Origin of the sequence: Marinimicrobium sp. UBA4209 (genome assembly GCF_002381585.1) — a bacterium.
In the GTDB taxonomy this organism is placed as follows: Bacteria; Pseudomonadota; Gammaproteobacteria; order Pseudomonadales; family Cellvibrionaceae; genus Marinimicrobium; species Marinimicrobium koreense.
Genome location: NZ_DFTP01000103.1, coordinates 38722 through 57825, shown reverse-complemented (window position 1 = coordinate 57825; position 19104 = coordinate 38722). Strand labels below are relative to the sequence as shown.

The 19104-nt window shown below is 59.1% G+C and carries 14 protein-coding genes; 8 read left to right on the top strand and 6 right to left on the bottom strand.

Annotated elements, in window-relative coordinates:
* Window positions 1-6: 6 nt before the first annotated feature.
* Complete coding sequence (locus B3187_RS15040; protein ID WP_286807282.1) at window positions 7-3744, bottom strand: nitrate reductase subunit alpha; 3738 nt, start codon at window positions 3742-3744, stop codon at window positions 7-9.
* 359 nt (window positions 3745-4103) lie between these two features.
* On the opposite strand from B3187_RS15040, the gene B3187_RS15035 reads away from it, so the two are divergent.
* The 6 genes from B3187_RS15035 to gloA all read left to right on the top strand — a co-directional run bounded on the left by B3187_RS15035 (window position 4104) and on the right by gloA (window position 10900).
* Window positions 4104-5381 (top strand): O-acetylhomoserine aminocarboxypropyltransferase/cysteine synthase family protein, encoded by a 1278-nt coding sequence (locus B3187_RS15035; protein WP_024461197.1) that lies wholly within the window; start codon window positions 4104-4106, stop codon window positions 5379-5381.
* A gap of 62 nt (window positions 5382-5443) precedes the next feature.
* Complete coding sequence (locus B3187_RS15030; RefSeq protein WP_286807281.1) at window positions 5444-7264, top strand: ATP-binding protein; 1821 nt, start codon at window positions 5444-5446, stop codon at window positions 7262-7264.
* A gap of 21 nt (window positions 7265-7285) precedes the next feature.
* A complete protein-coding gene (gene chrA, locus B3187_RS15025; protein ID WP_286807280.1) occupies window positions 7286-8500 on the top strand; it encodes a chromate efflux transporter in 1215 nt (404 codons plus the stop codon).
* Between the two features lie 122 nt (window positions 8501-8622).
* Window positions 8623-9738, top strand: a complete 1116-nt coding sequence (locus B3187_RS15020; RefSeq protein ID WP_286807279.1) for a flavin monoamine oxidase family protein — start codon at window positions 8623-8625, stop codon at window positions 9736-9738.
* 72 nt (window positions 9739-9810) lie between these two features.
* Window positions 9811-10335, top strand: coding sequence for a protein tyrosine phosphatase family protein (locus B3187_RS15015; RefSeq protein ID WP_286807278.1), 525 nt, complete (start codon window positions 9811-9813; stop codon window positions 10333-10335).
* A gap of 34 nt (window positions 10336-10369) precedes the next feature.
* Window positions 10370-10900: a lactoylglutathione lyase gene (gene gloA, locus B3187_RS15010; RefSeq protein ID WP_286807277.1), complete on the top strand. Its 531-nt coding sequence runs from the start codon at window positions 10370-10372 to the stop codon at window positions 10898-10900.
* 15 nt (window positions 10901-10915) lie between these two features.
* Here gloA and B3187_RS15005 read toward each other — a convergent pair whose 3' ends face one another.
* The 5 genes from B3187_RS15005 to B3187_RS14985 form a co-directional block, all read right to left on the bottom strand.
* A complete protein-coding gene (locus B3187_RS15005) occupies window positions 10916-13183 on the bottom strand; it encodes a xanthine dehydrogenase family protein molybdopterin-binding subunit (RefSeq protein WP_286807276.1) in 2268 nt (755 codons plus the stop codon).
* Between the two features lie 12 nt (window positions 13184-13195).
* Window positions 13196-13651: a (2Fe-2S)-binding protein gene (locus B3187_RS15000; protein WP_024461204.1), complete on the bottom strand. Its 456-nt coding sequence runs from the start codon at window positions 13649-13651 to the stop codon at window positions 13196-13198.
* Between the two features lie 58 nt (window positions 13652-13709).
* Window positions 13710-14684 (bottom strand): AraC family transcriptional regulator, encoded by a 975-nt coding sequence (locus B3187_RS14995; protein ID WP_286807275.1) that lies wholly within the window; start codon window positions 14682-14684, stop codon window positions 13710-13712.
* Between the two features lie 175 nt (window positions 14685-14859).
* Window positions 14860-15318: a nuclear transport factor 2 family protein gene (locus B3187_RS14990; RefSeq protein ID WP_123638246.1), complete on the bottom strand. Its 459-nt coding sequence runs from the start codon at window positions 15316-15318 to the stop codon at window positions 14860-14862.
* Between the two features lie 98 nt (window positions 15319-15416).
* On the bottom strand, window positions 15417-16319 hold the full coding sequence (locus B3187_RS14985) for a LysR family transcriptional regulator (protein WP_286807274.1): 903 nt from the start codon (window positions 16317-16319) through the stop codon (window positions 15417-15419).
* 341 nt (window positions 16320-16660) lie between these two features.
* Here B3187_RS14985 and B3187_RS14980 point away from each other — a divergent pair, with 341 nt between their 5' ends.
* Together B3187_RS14980 and B3187_RS14975 are read left to right on the top strand one after the other, a co-directional pair.
* On the top strand, window positions 16661-17785 hold the full coding sequence (locus B3187_RS14980; RefSeq protein WP_286807273.1) for an alpha/beta hydrolase: 1125 nt from the start codon (window positions 16661-16663) through the stop codon (window positions 17783-17785).
* A 160-nt stretch (window positions 17786-17945) separates the two neighbouring features.
* Window positions 17946-19088, top strand: coding sequence for a carboxymuconolactone decarboxylase family protein (locus tag B3187_RS14975; protein ID WP_286807272.1), 1143 nt, complete (start codon window positions 17946-17948; stop codon window positions 19086-19088).
* Window positions 19089-19104: the final 16 nt, after the last annotated feature.

Here is a 19104-nt window from a genome sequence, read left to right as displayed (position 1 = left end):
ACTACCTCACTCAGTGTCCAGCCAGTCGACTTTGTCCATCTTGCGGACAATGACGAATTCGTCGCGGTTGCAGCCTACGGTGCCGTAATAGTTGAAGCCGTAGGCCTGTTGGGCGTAGCCACCGATCATATGGGTGGGTTTCATCACCGCACGGGTCACAGAGTTGTGAATCCCGCCGCGGGTTTTGGTCAGGTTCGATCCTGGCGTGTTGATGATCCGCTCCTGGGCGTGATACATCATGCTCATGCCCTCGGGCACCCGCTGGGAGACGACCGCACGACAGGCGATAGCGCCGTTGACGTTGAACACGTCGATCCAGTCGTTATCCTCAATGCCCGCTTCCTTCGCGTCCTTCTCGCTCAGCCACACGATCGGGCCACCGCGCGAGAGGGTCTGCATCAGCAGGTTGTCCGAGTAGGTGCTGTGGATGCCCCATTTTTGGTGCGGGGTGATCCAGTTGAGCACCAGCTCTTTGTTGCCATTGCTGCGCTGATTGAGAATCGGCTCGACGGTTTTCAGGTTTACCGGCGGCTTGTACAGGCAGTGTTGCTCACCGAAGTCGAGCATCCACTCGTGATCCTGATAGAACTGCTGACGACCGGTGATGGTGCGCCAAGGGATCAGCTCATGCACGTTGGTGTAGCCTGCGTTGTAGGACACGTGCTCGTCTTCCAGACCCGACCAGGTGGGTGAGGAAATGATCTTGCGCGGCTGGGCGACAATGTCGCGGAAGCGAATTTTCTCTTCCTCTTTGGGCAACGCCAGGTGCTTGTGATCCCGACCGGTAATTTTGCCGAGGGCGTCCCAGGCTTTTACCGCCACATGGCCGTTGGTTTCCGGCGCAAGGGACAGGATCACTTCACAGGCATCAATGGCGGACTCGATCCGCGGGCGGCCCTGGTTGGCGCCCTCTTCATGATGCACGCGGTTGAGTTTGCCGAGGAATTCAACTTCCTCTTTGGTATCCCAGTTGATGCCCTTGCCGCCATTGCCCAGCTTGTCCATCAAGGGACCGAGCGAGGTGAAGCGGTGATAGGTGTTGGGGTAGTCCCGCTCCACTACGTTGATGTTGGGCATGGTCACGCCGGGTACCGCATCGCACTCGCCTTTCCACCAGGCTTTGACGCCGTAGGGCTGCGCCATTTCTCCCGGGGAGTCGTGCATGATGGGTGTGGTCACCACATCCTGCTCCACCCCCAGATGGCCGTTGCTCAACGCGGAGAATTTTTTGGCGATGCCTTTGAAAATGTCCCAGTCGCTGCGCGATTCCCACACCGGGTCCACCGCTTCGGTCAGCGGGTGGATAAAGGGGTGCATATCCGAGGTGTTCATATCGTCCTTTTCGTACCAGGTCGCGGTCGGCAGAACGATGTCGGAATACAGGCAAGTGGTGGACATACGGAAATCCAGCGTCACCCACAGGTCCACCTTGCCCTCCGGCGCCTCATCGCGCCAGGTGACGTCCTCGGGCTTGGCCTCGCCGGTTTCGCCCAGGTCTTTGTTCATCAGGCCGTGCTTGGTACCCAGCAGGTGGCGCAGCATGTATTCGTGGCCCTTGCCGCTGGAGCCCAGCAGGTTGGAACGCCAGATGAACATATTGCGCGGGTAGTTCTGGGGGCTGTCCGGATCTTCGCAGGCGAACTTCAGCTCGCCACTGACCAACTGATCGCGCACATAATCTTTGACGTCTTTACCGGCCGCCTTGGCGGCTTCGGCCAGTTTCAGCGGGTTGGTCGCCAACTGCGGCGCGGACGGCAACCAGCCCATGCGCTCGGCGCGGGTGTTGTAATCCAGAATACTGGACTGCCATTTGTCCTTGTTCGCCAAGGGCGAAACCAGGTCGCTCATGTTCAGTTTTTCGTAGCGCCACTGATCGGAATGCGCGTAGAAGAATGAGGTACCGTTCATCTGCCGGGGCGGACGCTGCCAGTCCAGACCAAAGGCCAGGGGCTGCCAGCCCGTCTGCGGGCGCAGCTTTTCCTGACCCACATAGTGCGCCCAGCCGCCGCCGCTCTGACCGATGCAGCCACACATCATCAACATGTTGATCAGGCCGCGGTAGTTCATGTCCATGTTGAACCAGTGGTTCATACCGGCGCCCACAATGATCATGGAGCGGCCGTGGGTTTTATCGGCGGTGCGGGCAAACTCCCGGGCAACGCGGATCACATGCTCGGGTTTGACCCCGGTCACGCGCTCCTGCCACTTGGGCGTGTAGGGCTTGTCGTCATCAAAACTCTGGGCGCAGTTGGGATCGTCCAGACCATTGTCCACGCCATAGTTGGCCAGAGTGAGGTCGTACACGGTAGCGACCAACACCTCGCGGCCATCGGCCAGCTTGACGCGTTTGGCCGGCACCTTGCGCATCTGCACTTCGGCGTGTTCGGTGTGCTGGAAATAACCGTAGTCGTGCTCTTTACAACCAAAGTAGGGGAACGCGACTTCGGCCACTTCATCGCTGTTGCCTTTCAGGGACAGCTGCAGATCCACTTCTTCGCCGGTTTTGCCATCGCGGTTCTCCAGGTTCCACCGGCCGGCTTGGCCCTCCGGGCGACCCCAGCGGTAACCGATGGAGCCATTGGGGCTGACCAGACGCTGGTCGTCGCTGTTAATGGCAATGGTTTTCCAGTCCGGGTTGGCTTCCTCGCCCAAGTTATCCACCAGATCCGCCGCGCGCAGAAAGCGACCCTGCTGCAGACGACCGCCTTCGTCATCCAGGATGACCAGGTTGGGCATATCGGTATAGCGCTTCACATAATTTGTGAAGTACTCACTCTGGGAGTCGACGTAGAACTCTTTCAGGATCACGTGACCGAACGCCATGGCCAGGGCCGCATCGGTCCCCTGGCGCGGTGCCAACCACTGATCGGTCAGTTTGGCAACTTCGGAGTAGTCCGGCGTGATGCTGATGACCTTGGTGCCCTTGTAGCGTACTTCGGTCAGGAAGTGGGCATCCGGGGTGCGGGTCTGGGGCACGTTGGAACCCCAGCAGATGATGTAGGAGGAGTTGTACCAGTCGGCGGATTCCGGCACGTCGGTCTGCTCGCCCCAGACCTGTGGTGAGGCGGGAGGCAGATCGCAGTACCAGTCGTAAAAACTCAGGCAGTTGCCGCCGATCAGGGACAGATAACGGGCACCGGAGGCGTAGGACACCATGGACATCGCGGGAATGGGCGAGAAGCCGGTGATCCGGTCCGGACCATAGGTTTTTGCGGTGTAGACGTTCGAGGCGGCAATGATTTCATTCACCTCGTCCCAGTGCGCCCGCACAAAGCCACCGAGGCCGCGACGGGATTTGTAGCTTTTCGCCTTGGCCGGGTCTTCAACAATGGACGCCCAGGCGGCCACCGGGTCGGTGTGCTCCTGACGGGCTTCGCGCCAGAGCTTCATCAGGGACTGGCGCACCTTGGGGTATTTCAGGCGGTTGGCGCTGTAGATATACCAGGAGTAACTGGCACCGCGCGGGCAGCCACGAGGTTCGTGGTTGGGCAGGTCCGGCCGGGTACGCGGGTAGTCGGTCTGCTGGGTTTCCCAGGTGACCAGACCGTTCTTCACGTAAATTTTCCAGCTGCAGGAACCGGTGCAGTTCACACCATGGGTGGAGCGCACAATTTTGTCGTGCTGCCAGCGCTGGCGATAGCCGCGCTCCCATTGGCGATCTTCATCGGTGGTAACGCCGTGGCCTTCGGCAAAAGGTTCTCGCTGCGCCTGAAAGTAGCGCAGCTTGTCGAGAAGGTGACTCATTCGCGGACTCCTGAACAGAGGCTATGACAATGCCCGGCTCAGGGCATCGCTCGGTATCAATTTCACCCGTTCATAGTGCGCAATAATCCGCGAGCCCGCCACTGCCCCCAACGCCCTTCAAATGCCCCCTTCTACCCCCTTGGAGGTATCGCACCGATCCCCTAACCCATTGATTTCGTTGACCTCATGGATTCCAACTGACAACAAAACCACGACTTGGGCGCCCTTCAATTCATCGGTGGTATCCCGTAAGAGACGTGGGGTTTTTGCGAGTCATTTTCATTCCTGGATGTGGTACAGTCTCCGATCCTTTAAAACAACAATCCCGCGCCACCGGCGCCCTGTTTGGAGAACCGACCATGAAGCTGGAATCACTGGCCCTACACTGCGGGTACGAGCCCGAGCCGACCACCCATGCGGCCACCACCCCCATCTATCAGACCACCTCCTACACCTTTGATGACACCCAACACGGTGCCGACCTGTTCGACCTGAAGGTGCAGGGCAACATCTACACGCGCATCATGAACCCCACCAACGCGGTACTGGAAGCGCGGGTCGCGGCGATGGAAGGGGGTATCGGTGCCCTGGCGTTGGCCTCGGGTATGGCCGCGATTACTTACTCCATTCAATGCATCGCCGATGCCGGCGACAATATCGTCAGCACCAGTCAGTTGTACGGCGGCACCTACAACCTGTTTGCCCACAGCTTCCCCCGTCAGGGCATCGATGTGCGCATGGCGTCCTTTGATGATCTGGAGAAAATGGAAAGCCTGATCGACGACAAAACCAAGGCGCTGTTTTGCGAGTCGATTGGCAATCCCGCCGGTAATATTGTGGACCTGCAAGCACTGGCGGACATCGCCCACCGCCATGGTATTCCGCTGATTGTGGACAACACCGTCGCCACCCCCTTCCTGTGCAAGCCGTTCGAGTTCGGCGCGGACATCGTGGTCCACTCCCTGACCAAATACATTGGTGGCCACGGCACCACTGTGGGCGGCGTTATTGTGGACTCGGGCAAATTCGATTGGGTCGCCAACAAAAAACGCTTCCCGATGCTGAATGAGCCGGACCCCTCCTACCACAATGTGATTTACACCGAAGCCCTGGGCGAGGCCGCTTACATTGGCCGCTGCCGCGTGGTACCGCTGCGCAACACCGGTTCGGCCCTGGCACCGCACAGCGCCTTCCTGATCATGCAGGGCTTGGAGACGTTGGGCATTCGCATGGAGCGTCACTGCGAGAACGCATTGAAGGTCGCCCAACACCTGAAGCAGCACCCCAAGGTCAACTGGGTGAACTACGCCGCCCTGCCGGACAGCCCCTACAATGGCCTGTGCCAGAAAATCAGCGGCGGACGCGCCTCGGGTATTCTGAGCTTCGGTATCAAGGGCGGTAAGGAAGCGGGGGCGCAGTTTATCGACGCGCTGCAGATGATTCTGCGCCTGGTGAACATCGGCGATGCCAAATCCCTGGCCTGCCACCCGGCCACCACCACCCACCGTCAGTTGAACGAGGAAGAGCTGAAATCCGCGGGTGTGTCGGCGGACTTGGTGCGACTGTCCATTGGTATTGAGCACATCGATGATATTATTGCCGATATCGATCAGGCCCTGGAGAAAGTCAGCAGCTGATCCCATCGGTCAAACGCCGGCCGGGACTCAAGTCCCGGCCGGCCCGTTCAGACGGCACCGCTATGCGCACCCAATCCCTGGTTCTCAGTATCAAGCTCGCCCTCGCGGGCATCGTCGCTCTGGCCGCCCTGACCATGGCCGCGTCCTACTGGTTATCCGACCGGGCCGACAGTGACGCCCACGCCATCAACCTGGCCGGCTCCCTGCGCATGCACACCTACCACTTGCTGGCATTGGAAGAGAGCCCCGCCGCCAGCACCGAGCGCCGCGAACAGGTCCTCGGTCAACTGGAAAGCACCTGGAATCACCCCCTTTTTGAGCTGTTGCGTCACCGCAGCCCGGCGCTCGAACAGCGGCTGGAAACCACCGAAGCCCAGTGGCGACAGCTGCGCACGCAACTCAACAACCTGAACGCCGACGAGCGCATTGCCGCCACCGAGGCCCTGGTCGAGCAGATCGACGCCACGGTCGGTGAACTGCAACGTCACGCCGAAACCAATGCCTCGCTGCTGCGCCTGGTTCAGGTGATTGCCCTGTTTACCATTCTGGCGCTGGCCGCCGTGGTGGTGTACTGGCTTCACCTGCGGGTGGAGCAGCCCCTGGCCGAGCTGCTGGGGGTCACCCGCCGGGTCAGCCAGGGCGACTACGAGCACCGACTGGCGCCGCGTTATATGGATGAGCTGGGCGAAGTGGCCGAGTCGTTCAACCAGATGAGCCGCGCCATCGCCTACGCCCATGGGGAAATGGAAGCCCAGATTGCCCAACAGACCCGGGAGCTGCAGCGCAGCAATACGACGCTGGAGTTTCTGTACCAGACCGCTCAGACGATCATCGAGCAGGAGCCCGAGGGCATCGACTTTCAGCCAATCATCACCCGTGCCGCCGAAGTCGCCCAAGTGGACGATCTGGAACTGTGCCTGATTACCTCCGCTGGCGATCATCCCTATCGTCAAGTCAAACCCGAGGACAGCGAGTACGATATCTGTATGACCCGTAACTGCGGTGATTGCCTGAGCGGCGAGTTGCTGAGCAATGCCCAGGGCACCGGTTTGCCGGATCCCGTCTATCGCTACAGTTTCCCCATGAACCGCGACCAGCAACACTACGGCGTACTGGTGTGTCGTATGGGCGACAGCGGCAGCCTCACCCCCTGGCAGCAGCAATTACTGCAGTCGGTGGCAGACCAGATCGCCATGGCACTGAGCCTGCAGGCGGAAGAAGACAACGCGCGGCGACTGTCCCTGGCCCACGAGCGCACGGTGATCGCCCGGGAGCTGCACGACTCCCTGGCCCAGGCACTGTCGTATCTGAAAATCCAGGTCACCCGCCTGAACCGGGCGCTGGCCAAGGACGACAAGCAAACGCTGGAAGACGTCTCCAAAGAATTGCAGGAGGGGCTGAGCTCCGCCTACCGGCAGCTACGCGAACTACTGACGACTTTCCGTCTGAAAGTGGACGGCCCCGGGCTGCTCGGCGCCCTGCAAACCAGCGTGAAGCAGCTCAGCGCCCAGACCGAGATGACCATCGAGCTGGATTACCAACTGGAAAGCCTGCCGCTAACGCCGAACGAAGAAATCCACCTACTGCAGATTGTGCGCGAGGCGACCCAGAACGCCCTGCACCACAGCCAGGGCCAGCGCGTCGATATCCAGATTGAGCGCCGGCACAATAAAGTGTCGGTGGTGATCGACGACGACGGGGTGGGCATTCCGGAGAACCCCGAAAAGCTGAACCATTACGGCATGGCGATCATGCAGGAGCGCAGCAAAAATCTCGGCGGCGAGGTGACCATCGGCAACCGCACCGGAGGCGGCACCCGGGTCCAGTTCCTGTTCACGCCGGACTGCCTGCGCCAGGCAGGCGTGTTTGCCCGCGAAGCTTAAAACCAACTACGGAGGAGAGCAGTGCCCCAGGCGAACACCCCCACCACCCACCCGCGAGGCTCAGCTCTCGAGGTCTTTCTGGCGTTCCTCAAACTCGGGCTGACCTCCTTCGGCGGCCCCGTCGCGCACCTGGGCTACTTCCGCGAAGAACTCATCAAACGCCGGCAGTGGCTGAGCGAACAGGGCTATGCCGACCTGATCGCGCTGTGCCAGTTCCTCCCTGGCCCGGCCAGCAGCCAGGTGGGTTTTGCCCTGGGCATGATACGCGGGGGGTTTATCGGCGCCCTGCTCGCCTGGGTCGCCTTTACCCTGCCCTCCGCCGCTCTGCTGTTCGGCTTCGCCTACCTGGCCGATGCCTTTGGCGGCCCCCTGGGGCAGAGTGCCATCGACGGCCTCAAGCTGGTGGCCGTCGCGGTGGTGGCCCACGCGGTCTGGGGCATGGCACGCAACCTCTGTCCGGACCGGACCCGTGCGCTGATTGCCCTGGGCGGCATTGCGGCGGTGGTTTTCATCCCGACCGCATTTGGACAGATTGGCGCCATCACCCTTGGGGCACTCGCCGGGTTGGTGTGGTGCCGAAACCTCCAACGCCCCGAGGCTGGACATATAGCGCTGCCTTTGTCGCGCCGGGCCGGTAGGGTTTTTCTGGTGGCCTTCTTCGCCCTACTGGGGGGCCTACCACTGGCGGTAGCGCTCTGGCCCGCCCACGCGCTGGCGCTGTTCGAAGCCTTCTATCGCTCCGGCGCCCTGGTCTTTGGTGGCGGCCATGTGGTGCTGCCCCTGCTCGAATCCCGGGTAGTGGACACCGGCTGGGTCAGCGCCGATGCCTTCCTTTCGGGTTACGGCGCCGCCCAGGCGATTCCGGGCCCATTGTTCACCTTCTCGGCCTACCTGGGTGCGGTGGATGCCAATCTCGGCGGCCTGCTCGGGGCCAGCATTGCGGTGCTGGGGATCTTTCTTCCCGGTATGCTGCTACTGCTGGGCGTACTGCCCTTCTGGGACCAACTGCGCCGGAAGCGCTTCGCTTTCCCGCTTATGGCCGGCGCCAACGCCGCCGTGGTTGGGATACTGGCCGCCGCCCTCTACCAGCCGGTGTGGACCAGCGCCGTACTTACGCCCTCGGACTTTCTGATCGCCGCCGCGGGCTTTGTGTTGCTCTCAGTCTGGAAGCTGTCGCCGCTGAAGGTGGTGGTGGGCATCGTCGTGGCCAATACCCTACTCGGGCTTGCCAGTTGACCCCCAAAGGAAAGGCACCGAATGATCCCAGGCTCCCGCCTCGCCGTATCGCAATCGTCGAGGCATGAGGGATCAACTCTGCCCCATCGACAGCCTGGCCCATCAAACACAAGAGCTCGTTTATGCACAGTGCCTCAATAGCGATCATCGGCGGCGGCTTGAGCGGCCTGTACGCGGCTTACCGGCTGGAGCAGATGGGCCTTACCGACTATGTGCTGATTGAAGCGCGCTCGCGCTTTGGCGGTCGTATCGAGTCCCCCACGTTCCCCGATATGACCGGCCCGCACAATCGGTTTGATCTGGGCCCATCCTGGTTCTGGCCTGAGCTCCAGCCGCAACTGATGCAACTCATCCAGGCAATGGATCTGGAGGTATTCGAGCAGTTCGAAACCGGCGCCATGGTGATTGAGCGATCGCCCGATGTTGCGCCCATTCGGACCAATGGCTATGTAAACTCGCCGCCCTCCATGCGGTTGGCGGGCGGCGTGGCCAGTCTGGTGGAGGCCCTGCACCGACGGCTGGATAAAACCCGGTTAATGACCGGAGAAACGGTCCAGAGCCTTCGCTACCGCGATGATCATATTGAGCTTGATAGCGTCGATATCGCCCATTCCGTCACCACCCGAAAGGTCCAGCGGGTGCTGCTGGCCATGCCTCCGCGGCTGGCGGAAAGCACCATCGCCTTTGATCCGCCGTTGCCCGAGCCACTGGCTCGGCAGTGGCGCTTCACGCCGACCTGGATGGCACCACACGCAAAGTACGTCGCGCTGTATGACACACCGTTCTGGCGGGAACAGGGGCTATCGGGTGAGGCTCGCAGCCTGCACGGCCCCATGAACGAAATTCACGATGCCTCCGTACCGGGCGGTGCGGCGGCGCTGTTCGGTTTCTTTGGTGTTCCGGCCCAGGTGCGCCAGACGGCGACCGAGGCGACGTTAAAGGCCCACTGCCGGTCGCAGCTCGGTCGGTTGTTTGGGCCACAGGCGGCCGAGCCCCGAGCTGAACTGCTTAAAGACTGGGCGCTTGACCCGCTCACCGCTACATCGGCTGACCGACGGGACGGCGGCGCCCATGTCGCGGCACCGGAAATCGAAGCGCCCTCTGGCCCCTGGCGAGGTCGCGTGACCGGTATTGGCAGCGAGTGGTCAAAACCGTTTCCAGGCTACCTGGCCGGCGCCATCGACGCTGTCACCCGAGTCGTGGAGCGGATCCCGTCAGAAACTCAGGGGTGGACGTAACCACAACGAAAAGCCCACGACGCCTTGACCGTGTTATCGTAATTACCTCATTTCAAGCAGGAGTGAATCACCATGAGTTCCATCGTCCGATGTGCCACTACCGCCCTGTTATTGCTCTGGGCCGTCAATTCTCTCGCCGGTGACTTGTCCGCCACCGCCGAGGCCCATGACTTTTACACACCGAGCGAGAACCTGGTAACCGGGGGCCAACCGTCGCGGGACGAGCTGGCGGCCCTCAAAGCGGCCGGGGTGACCAAAGTGATCAACCTGCGTGGACCGGAAGAAAAGGTCGCCTTTGACCCCAAGGCGGAAGCCGAGGCACTGGGTATGGAGTATGTCTCACTGCCCATTTCCGGCGCCGGTGATGTGACCGCCGACAATGCGCGTAAACTGCACCAACTGCTGCAGCAAGAGGATGATGAACCGGTCTTCCTGCACTGCGCCTCAGGCAACCGGGTGGGCGCACTGCTGGCCATTGCCGCGCACCAGATTGAAGGCAAACCTCTGGACGAGTCTCTGACCCTGGGCCGCTCGGCCGGGCTGGGCTCACTTGAAGGCAAGGTGCGCTCGGTACTCGACGAGTCAGGCCGCCAGTAAATCAATTCATTAAACATCAAACAGTGGAATTCCCATGAGCTTTAACACAGAAAAATACCCCGGTGTGGCCGACGAGGCCCCGAAGGAAACCGACGGCTTTCGCTTTAACCACACCATGCTGCGGGTGAAAGACCCTGAGCGCTCCCTGGCCTTTTACTCCCACGTGCTCGGCATGCGCGTACTGCGCCGGCTGGACTTTGAGGAGATGGAGTTTTCCCTGTACTTCCTGGCCAAGCCCGATGCGGACGAGCCCCTGCCCGAAGACGCGCAAGAACGCACCCGCTGGACCTTCAGTGAGCGCGGCATTCTGGAGCTGACCCACAACTGGGGCACCGAGAAAGACCCGGACTTTGAGTACCACGACGGCAACAGCCAGCCCCAGGGCTTTGGCCACATCTGTTTTTCCGTGCCCAACCTGGAAAAGGCCGTCGCCTGGTTCGATGCCAATGATGTGAACTATGTAAAGCGCCCGGAAGACGGCAAGATGAAGCACATCGCCTTCATCAAGGACCCGGACGGCTACTGGATCGAGATTGTCCAGGCCGAGCGGATGGCGCCCTCCTGACGCCATCCCAACCCGCTAGCCTTTCTCCAGGGCTTTGATAAACGGCTGGTCATACAGCCTTGTTCCCGTAGCCCGGTACAAGGCGTTAGCCAGCGCTGGGAAGACCGGCGGAAACGGTGGTTCGCCCAGACCGGTGGGGTCTATGTCATTGTCGACAAAGTTCACATGAATCTGGCGGGGGATTTCGTTCATGCGAATTATCCGGTAGCGATCAAAATTACGCTTATCCGGCTTACCGTCAGTGAACGTCATCTCGCCGTACATGGCATTACCGATGCCATCGATGACTGCACCCTCCACCATGTTGACCGCCGCATCGTGATTTACCACAACGCCACAATCCACCGCGCTGTGCACCTGGTCGACTTTGGGTAAGCTATCCCCCTCCTGGGTGACGGTTACCACCTGAGCCGCGTAGGAGTTATGACAGAAGTAGGCTGCTACGCCTTTCTTGACGTCCGAGGGCATGGAGTTCCAACCCGACCGGTCGCGCACCAGTTTCAACACGCCCGCATAGCGACTCGGGTCGTAGTCATTGTTCTCGCCGACCGGATTGTTGTTCGCCCGCTCCAGCAAGCTCAAACGAAACGCAATCGGATCTTCTCCGGCCGCCTCGGCCACTTCATCCAGAAACGCCTGCTCGGCCAGCGCCATGAAGTTGGAGCGAGGTGCACGAAACGCCCCGGTGGTGATATTGGAGGGAATCACCAAGCCCTCCGCCAGGTAGTGATCCACGGCCCCGGCGGGAAAGCGGTTTTCATGCACGCAATGCTCGGTCAACCCCACACCGCGAACCTGATAAGCCACCAACTGGTTATTTTCATCCAGCGCTGCTTTGAGCTGAACGGTATAGGTGGGGCGATAGATCCCCATGGTCATGTCGTCTTCGCGGCTATAGATCAGTTTGACGGGCGCCTTGACCTGCTTCGAGATAACGGCCGCTTCCACCAGATAGTGGGAGTACGCGCGACGACCAAAGCCGCCTCCCATGCGGGTCATTTCAATGCGAACCTTATCGGTGGGCACATTGAGCCGGCTGGCCACAGTGCCCTCGATAAAAGCCGGCGCTTGCAGCGGGCCCGCCACATGAACCTCGTCGTCGGAGACATGGGCAAAAAAGTTCATGGGTTCCAGTGTGTTGTGCGCGAGTAACGGTGCCCGGTATGTCCTCTCGATCACCGTTTCGGCTTGCTCGAAAGCCGTTTTAGGGTCTCCGTCCCGGCGCAACACTTCCAGCTCGCCGTCCAGCGCATTGTCCATCGCCTTGCGGTGACCGTCGGTACTCTCCAGACCGCCGGGCACCTTCACCTCAATGGCAGTGCCAAAACGATCAATGGTCTCGGTCCGGGCAGGCATGGCCTTCCACTTCGCCGACAGGGCTTTTTTCGCCTTCATCACCTGCCAGGTTTTATGCCCGACTATGGCGATAAGGCTGGGGAAGGCGGTGGTATCAAAATAGTTCTTTTGGTAGTCCGGTCGCATGGACTCAAAGACAAAGGCATCCACAATGCCTTTCATTTTTTTGATCTCATCCAGATCTGCCGAGTCAACCGTCTGCCCAAAGGCCGGAGGGTGCTCGATCATCGCCACCAGCATACCTTCGGCCTGATAGTCGAGGCCAAACATCGGTTGGCCGGTCACAATCTTCAGGCCTTCCAGGTTTTTCCGGGACTGTCCGATCAACTCAAACGCACTCTTGTTTTTCAAGGGTACCTGCTTGGGCATCGGGATCATGGCCGCTTCGGACGCCATCTCTCCGTAAGTGCTGGTTTTTCCGGAGGCGGCGTGCGACAGAACACTTTTTTGAGTTGATACCTCTTCAACCGGAACATCCCACTTCTTAGCCGCCGCCTGACGCAACATGTGTCGAGCACTGGCGCCGGCCATGCGTAAACTCTGCCAGGCGAGTCGGATAGACTGACTGCCCCCGGTAAACTGGCGCTGATAGTCCTCGGGTTCAAACTCGGCCTGTTTGGCCGTGACCTTTTCCCAGTCGGCGTCCAACTCCTCCGCCAGAATCATGGGCATGGAGGTCATCAGGTTCTGACCAAACTCCGGGTTGGGAACCATGGCGGTAATATCGCCCGAGGGCGCAATCCGAAGATAGGCATTCAGTTCAAAGGCCTGATCGGTCGTGGCTTCACCCGAGGCAGCCGCCGCGCCGCTCAGCCAGCTGAAGTTGATCAACAAACCACCGCCAGCGGCCGCACTGGCCTTCAGGAAGGCCCGGCGGCCGATGGAGGTTTTCAACACAGTCGCTTCGCTTTCGGTTTCAGTGCTCATATCCCTACCTCCTTACGCCTTTGCGGCCGTTTTAATGGCTGTCTTGATCCGGCTATAGGTTCCACATCGGCACAAGTTACCGGACATGGCCTCCTCAATCGCCTCGTCGTCCGGACTGGCATTACGGGCCAGTAAGGCGGCCGCCGACATGATCTGCCCCGCCTGGCAGTAGCCGCACTGGGCCACGTCGTGTTCCAGCCACGCCTGCTGAACCGGGTGGCTGCCGTCCTCGGAGAGCCCTTCAATGGTGGTAATTTTGGCATCACCGATTGCGGACACCGGGAACGAACAGGATCGAATGGCATTGCCGTTCATGTGCACGGTGCAGGCGCCACATTGGGCGATACCGCAGCCAAACTTGGTGCCCGAAAGGTTCAATTCGTCTCTCAGCACCCACAGCAAAGGCGTGTCCTGATCGGCTTCGACTTCGTACTTCTGGTTGTTCACAGTAACGTTATAGGTAGGCATGGGACCCCCAGTTTGTGGTCTTGCAAAGTTCAATGAACTGTACATCGAGTGGTTTGAATCAGTGATCCCGGTAATGGCCGATATCCTTACTCGGCGCCCTTCCGAACATCCGGCTGTATTCACGACTGAACTGGGACACGCTGGCATAACCTACCCGGTGACAGGCCGTACTGATATCCACCGCCCGGGTCAGCAAGAGTTGTCTGGCCTCTTGTAACCTCATAGTCTTCTGAAACTGCAGGGGCGTCATCTTGGTTACCGACTTAAAGTGATGGTGGAACGATGACGAACTCATGTTGGCAAGCTCAGCCAAGTGGTCGATCTTGATCGGCTCCCGGAAATGTTCCTTGATCCAGGTGATTGCTTCGGCCACCTTGAAGGCGTGCGAGTCGGACAGGCCGATGTGCGCGATGGCCGCCCCGGCCGGACTGCGCAGCAGCCGGATAAGTATTTCGTCGATCATTAACGGAGCCAGAAGATCGGCATTGTCCTGGCTGAGAATCAGCTCAAGCATGCGAATGGCCGAGCGTACAATGTCGGGATTTGCTTCATCGAGGCAGATGGCTTCGTTATGCCGAGTCATGGGCAAGCCGTTCGGGTATGCTCGGAAGATCAGTTCCGAGAGCTTTTTCCGATCGATATGCACCACCAGGCACAGATAGGGCTCCGCCTTGGACGCCTCAATGAATTTAACGCCAAGCGGCACTTCCGCCGCATAAACCGCCATACGGGACTCGTTGTACTCGTAACGTCTGTCGGCCAGGTACACGCACTTGGTTCCCTGAGCCACCAGGCACAGCCCGGGCATACTCAGCGTATGCTGCAATTCGGAGGACGGCGAGGACTGACGCAGGACATGAAGCCCCGGAACGGGCAGGTCAAAGCGGCCATCGTGCGGGGCGAATCGTTCGATGAGGCGCGCCAGTACACCCAGCTCCTGCGGGGCAGGCGCTGATTTTTGCTTATCGGCGGACTTGTTCGACTCGACCGACTTGCCCGATTGGAAGGGAACGACATTCTGCTGCTCAGTCATAAAGGAGACCCACTGGCCAAAATGTGTACAGATCCGCTAAGTATATTCCCTGCTAACACCCACCACTTGCCCATAGCCACTAACCTTTTGCCTGATCCTGCAGGCGACCGGCGCCCTGCGCTATGCTTCCGGTACCGGTAAGCCCACCACCATCAGGCGCCCAAGCTCAACGGGACTAGTGTTCAATCTCGTGGGTGTCTCTCACGCTACTGAAAGTGAGATCGAGCATTTGCCAATCACCATCCAGCTTTTTATACACTTCAGTCACGGTAAATTCGTTGGAGACCTCGTTTCCACGCACCACCGCTACCAGTGTGATGCGGTTCCACGCGATGGCGGTGTCGCCGATCACCTCCACCGCCACATCATGAACCTCAGCGTCTTTGTACCAGATACTGCCGGACTCAATAATTTCCAGTTCCCGCTCTTTTTTCCAAGAGCCACTCATATGCACGAATTTGGACTGCTCATGGAAAAGCGCTTCCAGCTTTTCAACGTCTTTATCCGCCATCCACTGCCACTTGGCGGCGGAAATTTCCCGGATCTCACGTTCGCTCACGGAGCTATCGGCAAAACTCAGCTGTGATGCCAAAAGCAGTGCCAATAGGCCAAACAAGGATTGTCGTAAGGTCATAAGATCTCTCCTGCCGATTGATTCAGTCATTCGATAGTAGGAGAGCGGGAAGCGCTAAACAAGATCAAAAATCAGGATGCTTTATTGAATTTTATTCATCAATCGGCGGGAGCCGGCTCGCGCAACGCCTCAAGAACGACCGCAAAGGCGCCTGATGCTGGCTTTCGGCTTGGGTAATAAAGGTGGTAGCCGGTGTAGGGCTGACACCACTCATCCAATACTCTGATCAGCCGCCCAGCGGCCAAATGCTCGGTGGCCACATCCTCCGGCAGGTAGGCCAACCCCTGGCCGGCCAACGCCGCTCGAAGAATGGGGGAGACACTATTGAATATCCAGGAGCCGGTCACCTTGACGGTCAGTTCCCGTTTACCTTTCTCAAACTCCCAGGGCAGCAGCCCTCCATGGGTGGGCAGACGCAGGTTGATGCAGTTGTGCTCCGCCAGTTCCTGGGGTGAGCGGGGCTTCGGGTGATGGGCGAAGTAGTCGGGAGACCCCACCACGGCAATGCGGGCATCCGGGCCGATGCGTACGGCGATCATGTCATTGGCCAGCTCTCCTCCGAGACGAACGCCCGCGTCGTAACGCTCAGCAACAATGTCGGTGCGAGCGTAGTTGACTGTGACCTCGACGGTGATATCCGGATATTGGGGGAGTACCTTGGCCAGCTTGGGCCAAATCAGGGTGTTGGCGGCATGCTCGGCGGTGGTAATCCGAACCGTGCCAGCGGGCCGACTGCGCTGATCCCGCACGGCGTCCAGCTCACTATCGATCCCCTCAAAGTGTGGGGCTATACGCTCAAACAGACGCTCCCCCGCCTCGGTGGTGGACACACTGCGCGTGGTTCGAGTCAGAAGACGGACCTCCAAACGAGACTCCAGGGCCCGGATGGCATGACTGAGCGCAGAGGTCGAAATGCCCATCTGCGCCGCAGCCCGGGTAAAACTGCCCTCCCTCGCCACATGGATAAAGGCAAGCAGCTCGCTGTAACTGTTTCTGGCCATTATTGAGCTCTGTTCAACAAACCATCCTGATTATAGAGGCTAATCATGGAAGTGTCCAAGCGGTAAGCTGGAACCTGCGCTGGACGTCCCGCTTGAGACCAGAGGCAAGAACGAAGTCACTCAGAGCAGAGTAGGTACGACCAATGGCTCGCTCAAAACAGGCGTTTTCATGGCGTGGAGAATCAGGCAAACGTTCGACAAAATCTCGCATCCCTTGAGTCTCAGCGACGCCTACACTGAAGCTCGCCCTAAACGCCCCACGGCGACACTGATTAGAAATAGCCAAACGGTTAAAACCGGTAAGCCGGGCGATTAAACAGTCTCTATGAGGAATATTGACGATGACGACAAATTCATCAGATCAGAGCTTGCCAAAAGACACCCAAGCAACGACGAAATCCAATCGCCAACGACTCCGGACATTATTTCATTCGAGCGTTCTCGCAACGACGTTCGCCATCTCGGGAGAAACTGCCGCTGCGGATTACAGAAACAACCCTTTCACATTGGTCTATGAGGGTGCCATCACCGAAAACGTCGAGGGCGAAGTCAATATCAACCCGGTTACCTATGACCTCAACGGCATCGACATTTCGGCGAATCTTTATACACCCGCGAACTACGATCCTGGCAATGAGTACCCCACAGTGGTGATTGCTCACCCCAATGGTGGGGTAAAAGAACAAGTGGCCGGTTTATATGCCCAGCGCCTGGCTGAACAGGGGTACATCACTATTGCGGCGGATGCGGCCCATCAGGGCGCCAGCGAGGGTACGCCTCGTCACGTGGACAAGCCAGCCAACCGCATTGAAGACATTCACGGCATGGCCGACTTTATCAGCCAGTACGCGGGTGCTGATTCTGAGCGTATCGGCCTTCTCGGTATCTGTGGCGGGGGCGGTTATGCCCTAAAGGCCGCCCAGACGGACAAACGGTTTCAGTCGATTGCCACCTTGAGCATGTTTAATTCAGGCCGAGTGAGGCGCAATGGCTACCGCGACTCCCAGCTTGACACCATCCAGCAACGGCTGAAGGAGGCCTCCGAGGCGCGAGCCCAGGAAGCCGCCGGTGGCGAAATTCTCTATGCGGCCGATCAAGAACTCACGGACGAGCAAATTGCTGCTCTGCCGTTTGCGCTGTACCGCGAAGGCTTTAAGTACTACGGTGACACTCACGCCCACCCCAACTCCACCTTCCGGTACACTAAAAGCAGCCTTCTGGCGCTAATGAACTTCGATGCAGCCACCAATATGGACCTGATTGATCAACCCTTGCTGATGATCGCTGGAAGCGAGGCGGGTTCGCTGTACATGAGCCAGGACGCTTTCAAGGAAGCCGACCAGGCAGAGAGCCGAGAGCTTATGCTCATTGACGGAGCGACCCACATCGAAACCTACTGGAATCCGGAGTACGTGAACCAGGCCGTTGACAAACTGACCCAGTTTTTCAACAAAACATTGAGATAGGAGGCAGCTATTGTAAACCGGGTTAAACCCTGGGAACGACCATCTGCTTCGCTCACAGCGGCCCCTATCTAGGCTGACCTTGCCGACAAGGGGCCGAACCAGGTGTTTTTATAGACATCACGTAACATATTCCAAGCTCAAGCATGCAACGGAGAACCACATGACCAGAACGCAACTGAAAGGTGCACTCATCTTGATGTTATTCACGGCTGGTGCACAGGCCAACAACGAGCAACCAGGCCAAACGATAGTCAAAGGGCAGGATCACGAGGTCAACCAAGCGCCCGCCAATCGCTTCTCAGGCGATGCCCATTTTTCACGCTTTCCGACTATGCCCTCCCCCGGTGACGTCGCGCCCGCCACGGTGACATTTGAGGCCGGAGCCATCACCAACTGGCATATCCATCCCCACGGTCAGTACCTGATTGTGACTGACGGTGAAGGCCGAACCCAGGAGTGGGGAAAGCCCATACAGACACTGCAAGAAGGCGATGTGGTGATATGCCCGCCGGGCGTCAAGCATTGGCATGGTGCCAGTGAGCACCGTTCAATGACCCATATTGCCATCAGCCCGGTATCCCCGGACGGACAAGGCGTCACCTGGTTAGAGAAGGTGGAGCTCCCCGAGCCCAAATCAACGACACCCGACCAACCCGAAGCGCCCACCCCGGTGACGCTCACGGAAAAGCAACTGAGCCTGATCCCCATTGCGGCCTTCTCTGCGATCGGAGATACAGAGAAGCTCAAGCCAGCTCTCGTTCAAGGCCTGGAACGTGGCTTGACCGTGAACGAAATCAAAGAGGCCTTTGCGCATCAATACGCCTATGCCGGCTTTCCGAGAGCCTTAACCGGCATGCTGACATTCAGAAGCCTACTGGAGGAGCGCAGAGAGAACGGTATTGAAGACGTTCAAGGTAAAGAGCCGAGCCAATTGCCCGATAGCACGGATTACTACCAGCTTGGTTCAGAAACCCTGGAGTACTTAACGGATCGAACCATGGAAGAAGCGTCACAACCGCTGTTTGGTAATTTCTCTCCCACCATGGACCATGCGCTGAAAGCCCATCTGTTCGGCTATTTGTTCAGCCGGGACAACTTAGGCTACCTTGAACGGGAACTCGTTGTGGTGGGTACGCTTTCAGCCATCGGGGATGTCAACGCTCAGCTCAACTCCCATTTGACCATTACGCAGGATCTGGTGGGTGATTCAGAGCAGATGGAAAGAGTCATGGCGACCCTGGAGAAGGAAGTCGGAAAAGACGTAGCCCGTAATGCTCGGGGTGTTTTGCGAGGCATTCAATAGCCCCCCCCCCCCCCCC

Bases quoted from the DNA above. Each gene is read 5' to 3' on its own strand.
- B3187_RS15040 (WP_286807282.1), bottom strand. From the start codon at position 3,744: ATGAGTCACCTTCTCGACAAGCTGCGCTACTTTCAGGCGCAGCGAGAA.
- B3187_RS15035 (WP_024461197.1), top strand. From the start codon at position 4,104: ATGAAGCTGGAATCACTGGCCCTACACTGCGGGTACGAGCCCGAGCCG.
- B3187_RS15030 (WP_286807281.1), top strand. From the start codon at position 5,444: ATGCGCACCCAATCCCTGGTTCTCAGTATCAAGCTCGCCCTCGCGGGC.
- B3187_RS15020 (WP_286807279.1), top strand. From the start codon at position 8,623: ATGCACAGTGCCTCAATAGCGATCATCGGCGGCGGCTTGAGCGGCCTG.
- B3187_RS15015 (WP_286807278.1), top strand. From the start codon at position 9,811: ATGAGTTCCATCGTCCGATGTGCCACTACCGCCCTGTTATTGCTCTGG.
- gloA (WP_286807277.1), top strand. From the start codon at position 10,370: ATGAGCTTTAACACAGAAAAATACCCCGGTGTGGCCGACGAGGCCCCG.
- B3187_RS15005 (WP_286807276.1), bottom strand. From the start codon at position 13,183: ATGAGCACTGAAACCGAAAGCGAAGCGACTGTGTTGAAAACCTCCATC.
- B3187_RS15000 (WP_024461204.1), bottom strand. From the start codon at position 13,651: ATGCCTACCTATAACGTTACTGTGAACAACCAGAAGTACGAAGTCGAA.
- B3187_RS14995 (WP_286807275.1), bottom strand. From the start codon at position 14,684: ATGACTGAGCAGCAGAATGTCGTTCCCTTCCAATCGGGCAAGTCGGTC.
- B3187_RS14990 (WP_123638246.1), bottom strand. From the start codon at position 15,318: ATGACCTTACGACAATCCTTGTTTGGCCTATTGGCACTGCTTTTGGCA.
- B3187_RS14985 (WP_286807274.1), bottom strand. From the start codon at position 16,319: ATGGCCAGAAACAGTTACAGCGAGCTGCTTGCCTTTATCCATGTGGCG.
- B3187_RS14980 (WP_286807273.1), top strand. From the start codon at position 16,661: ATGACGACAAATTCATCAGATCAGAGCTTGCCAAAAGACACCCAAGCA.
- B3187_RS14975 (WP_286807272.1), top strand. From the start codon at position 17,946: ATGACCAGAACGCAACTGAAAGGTGCACTCATCTTGATGTTATTCACG.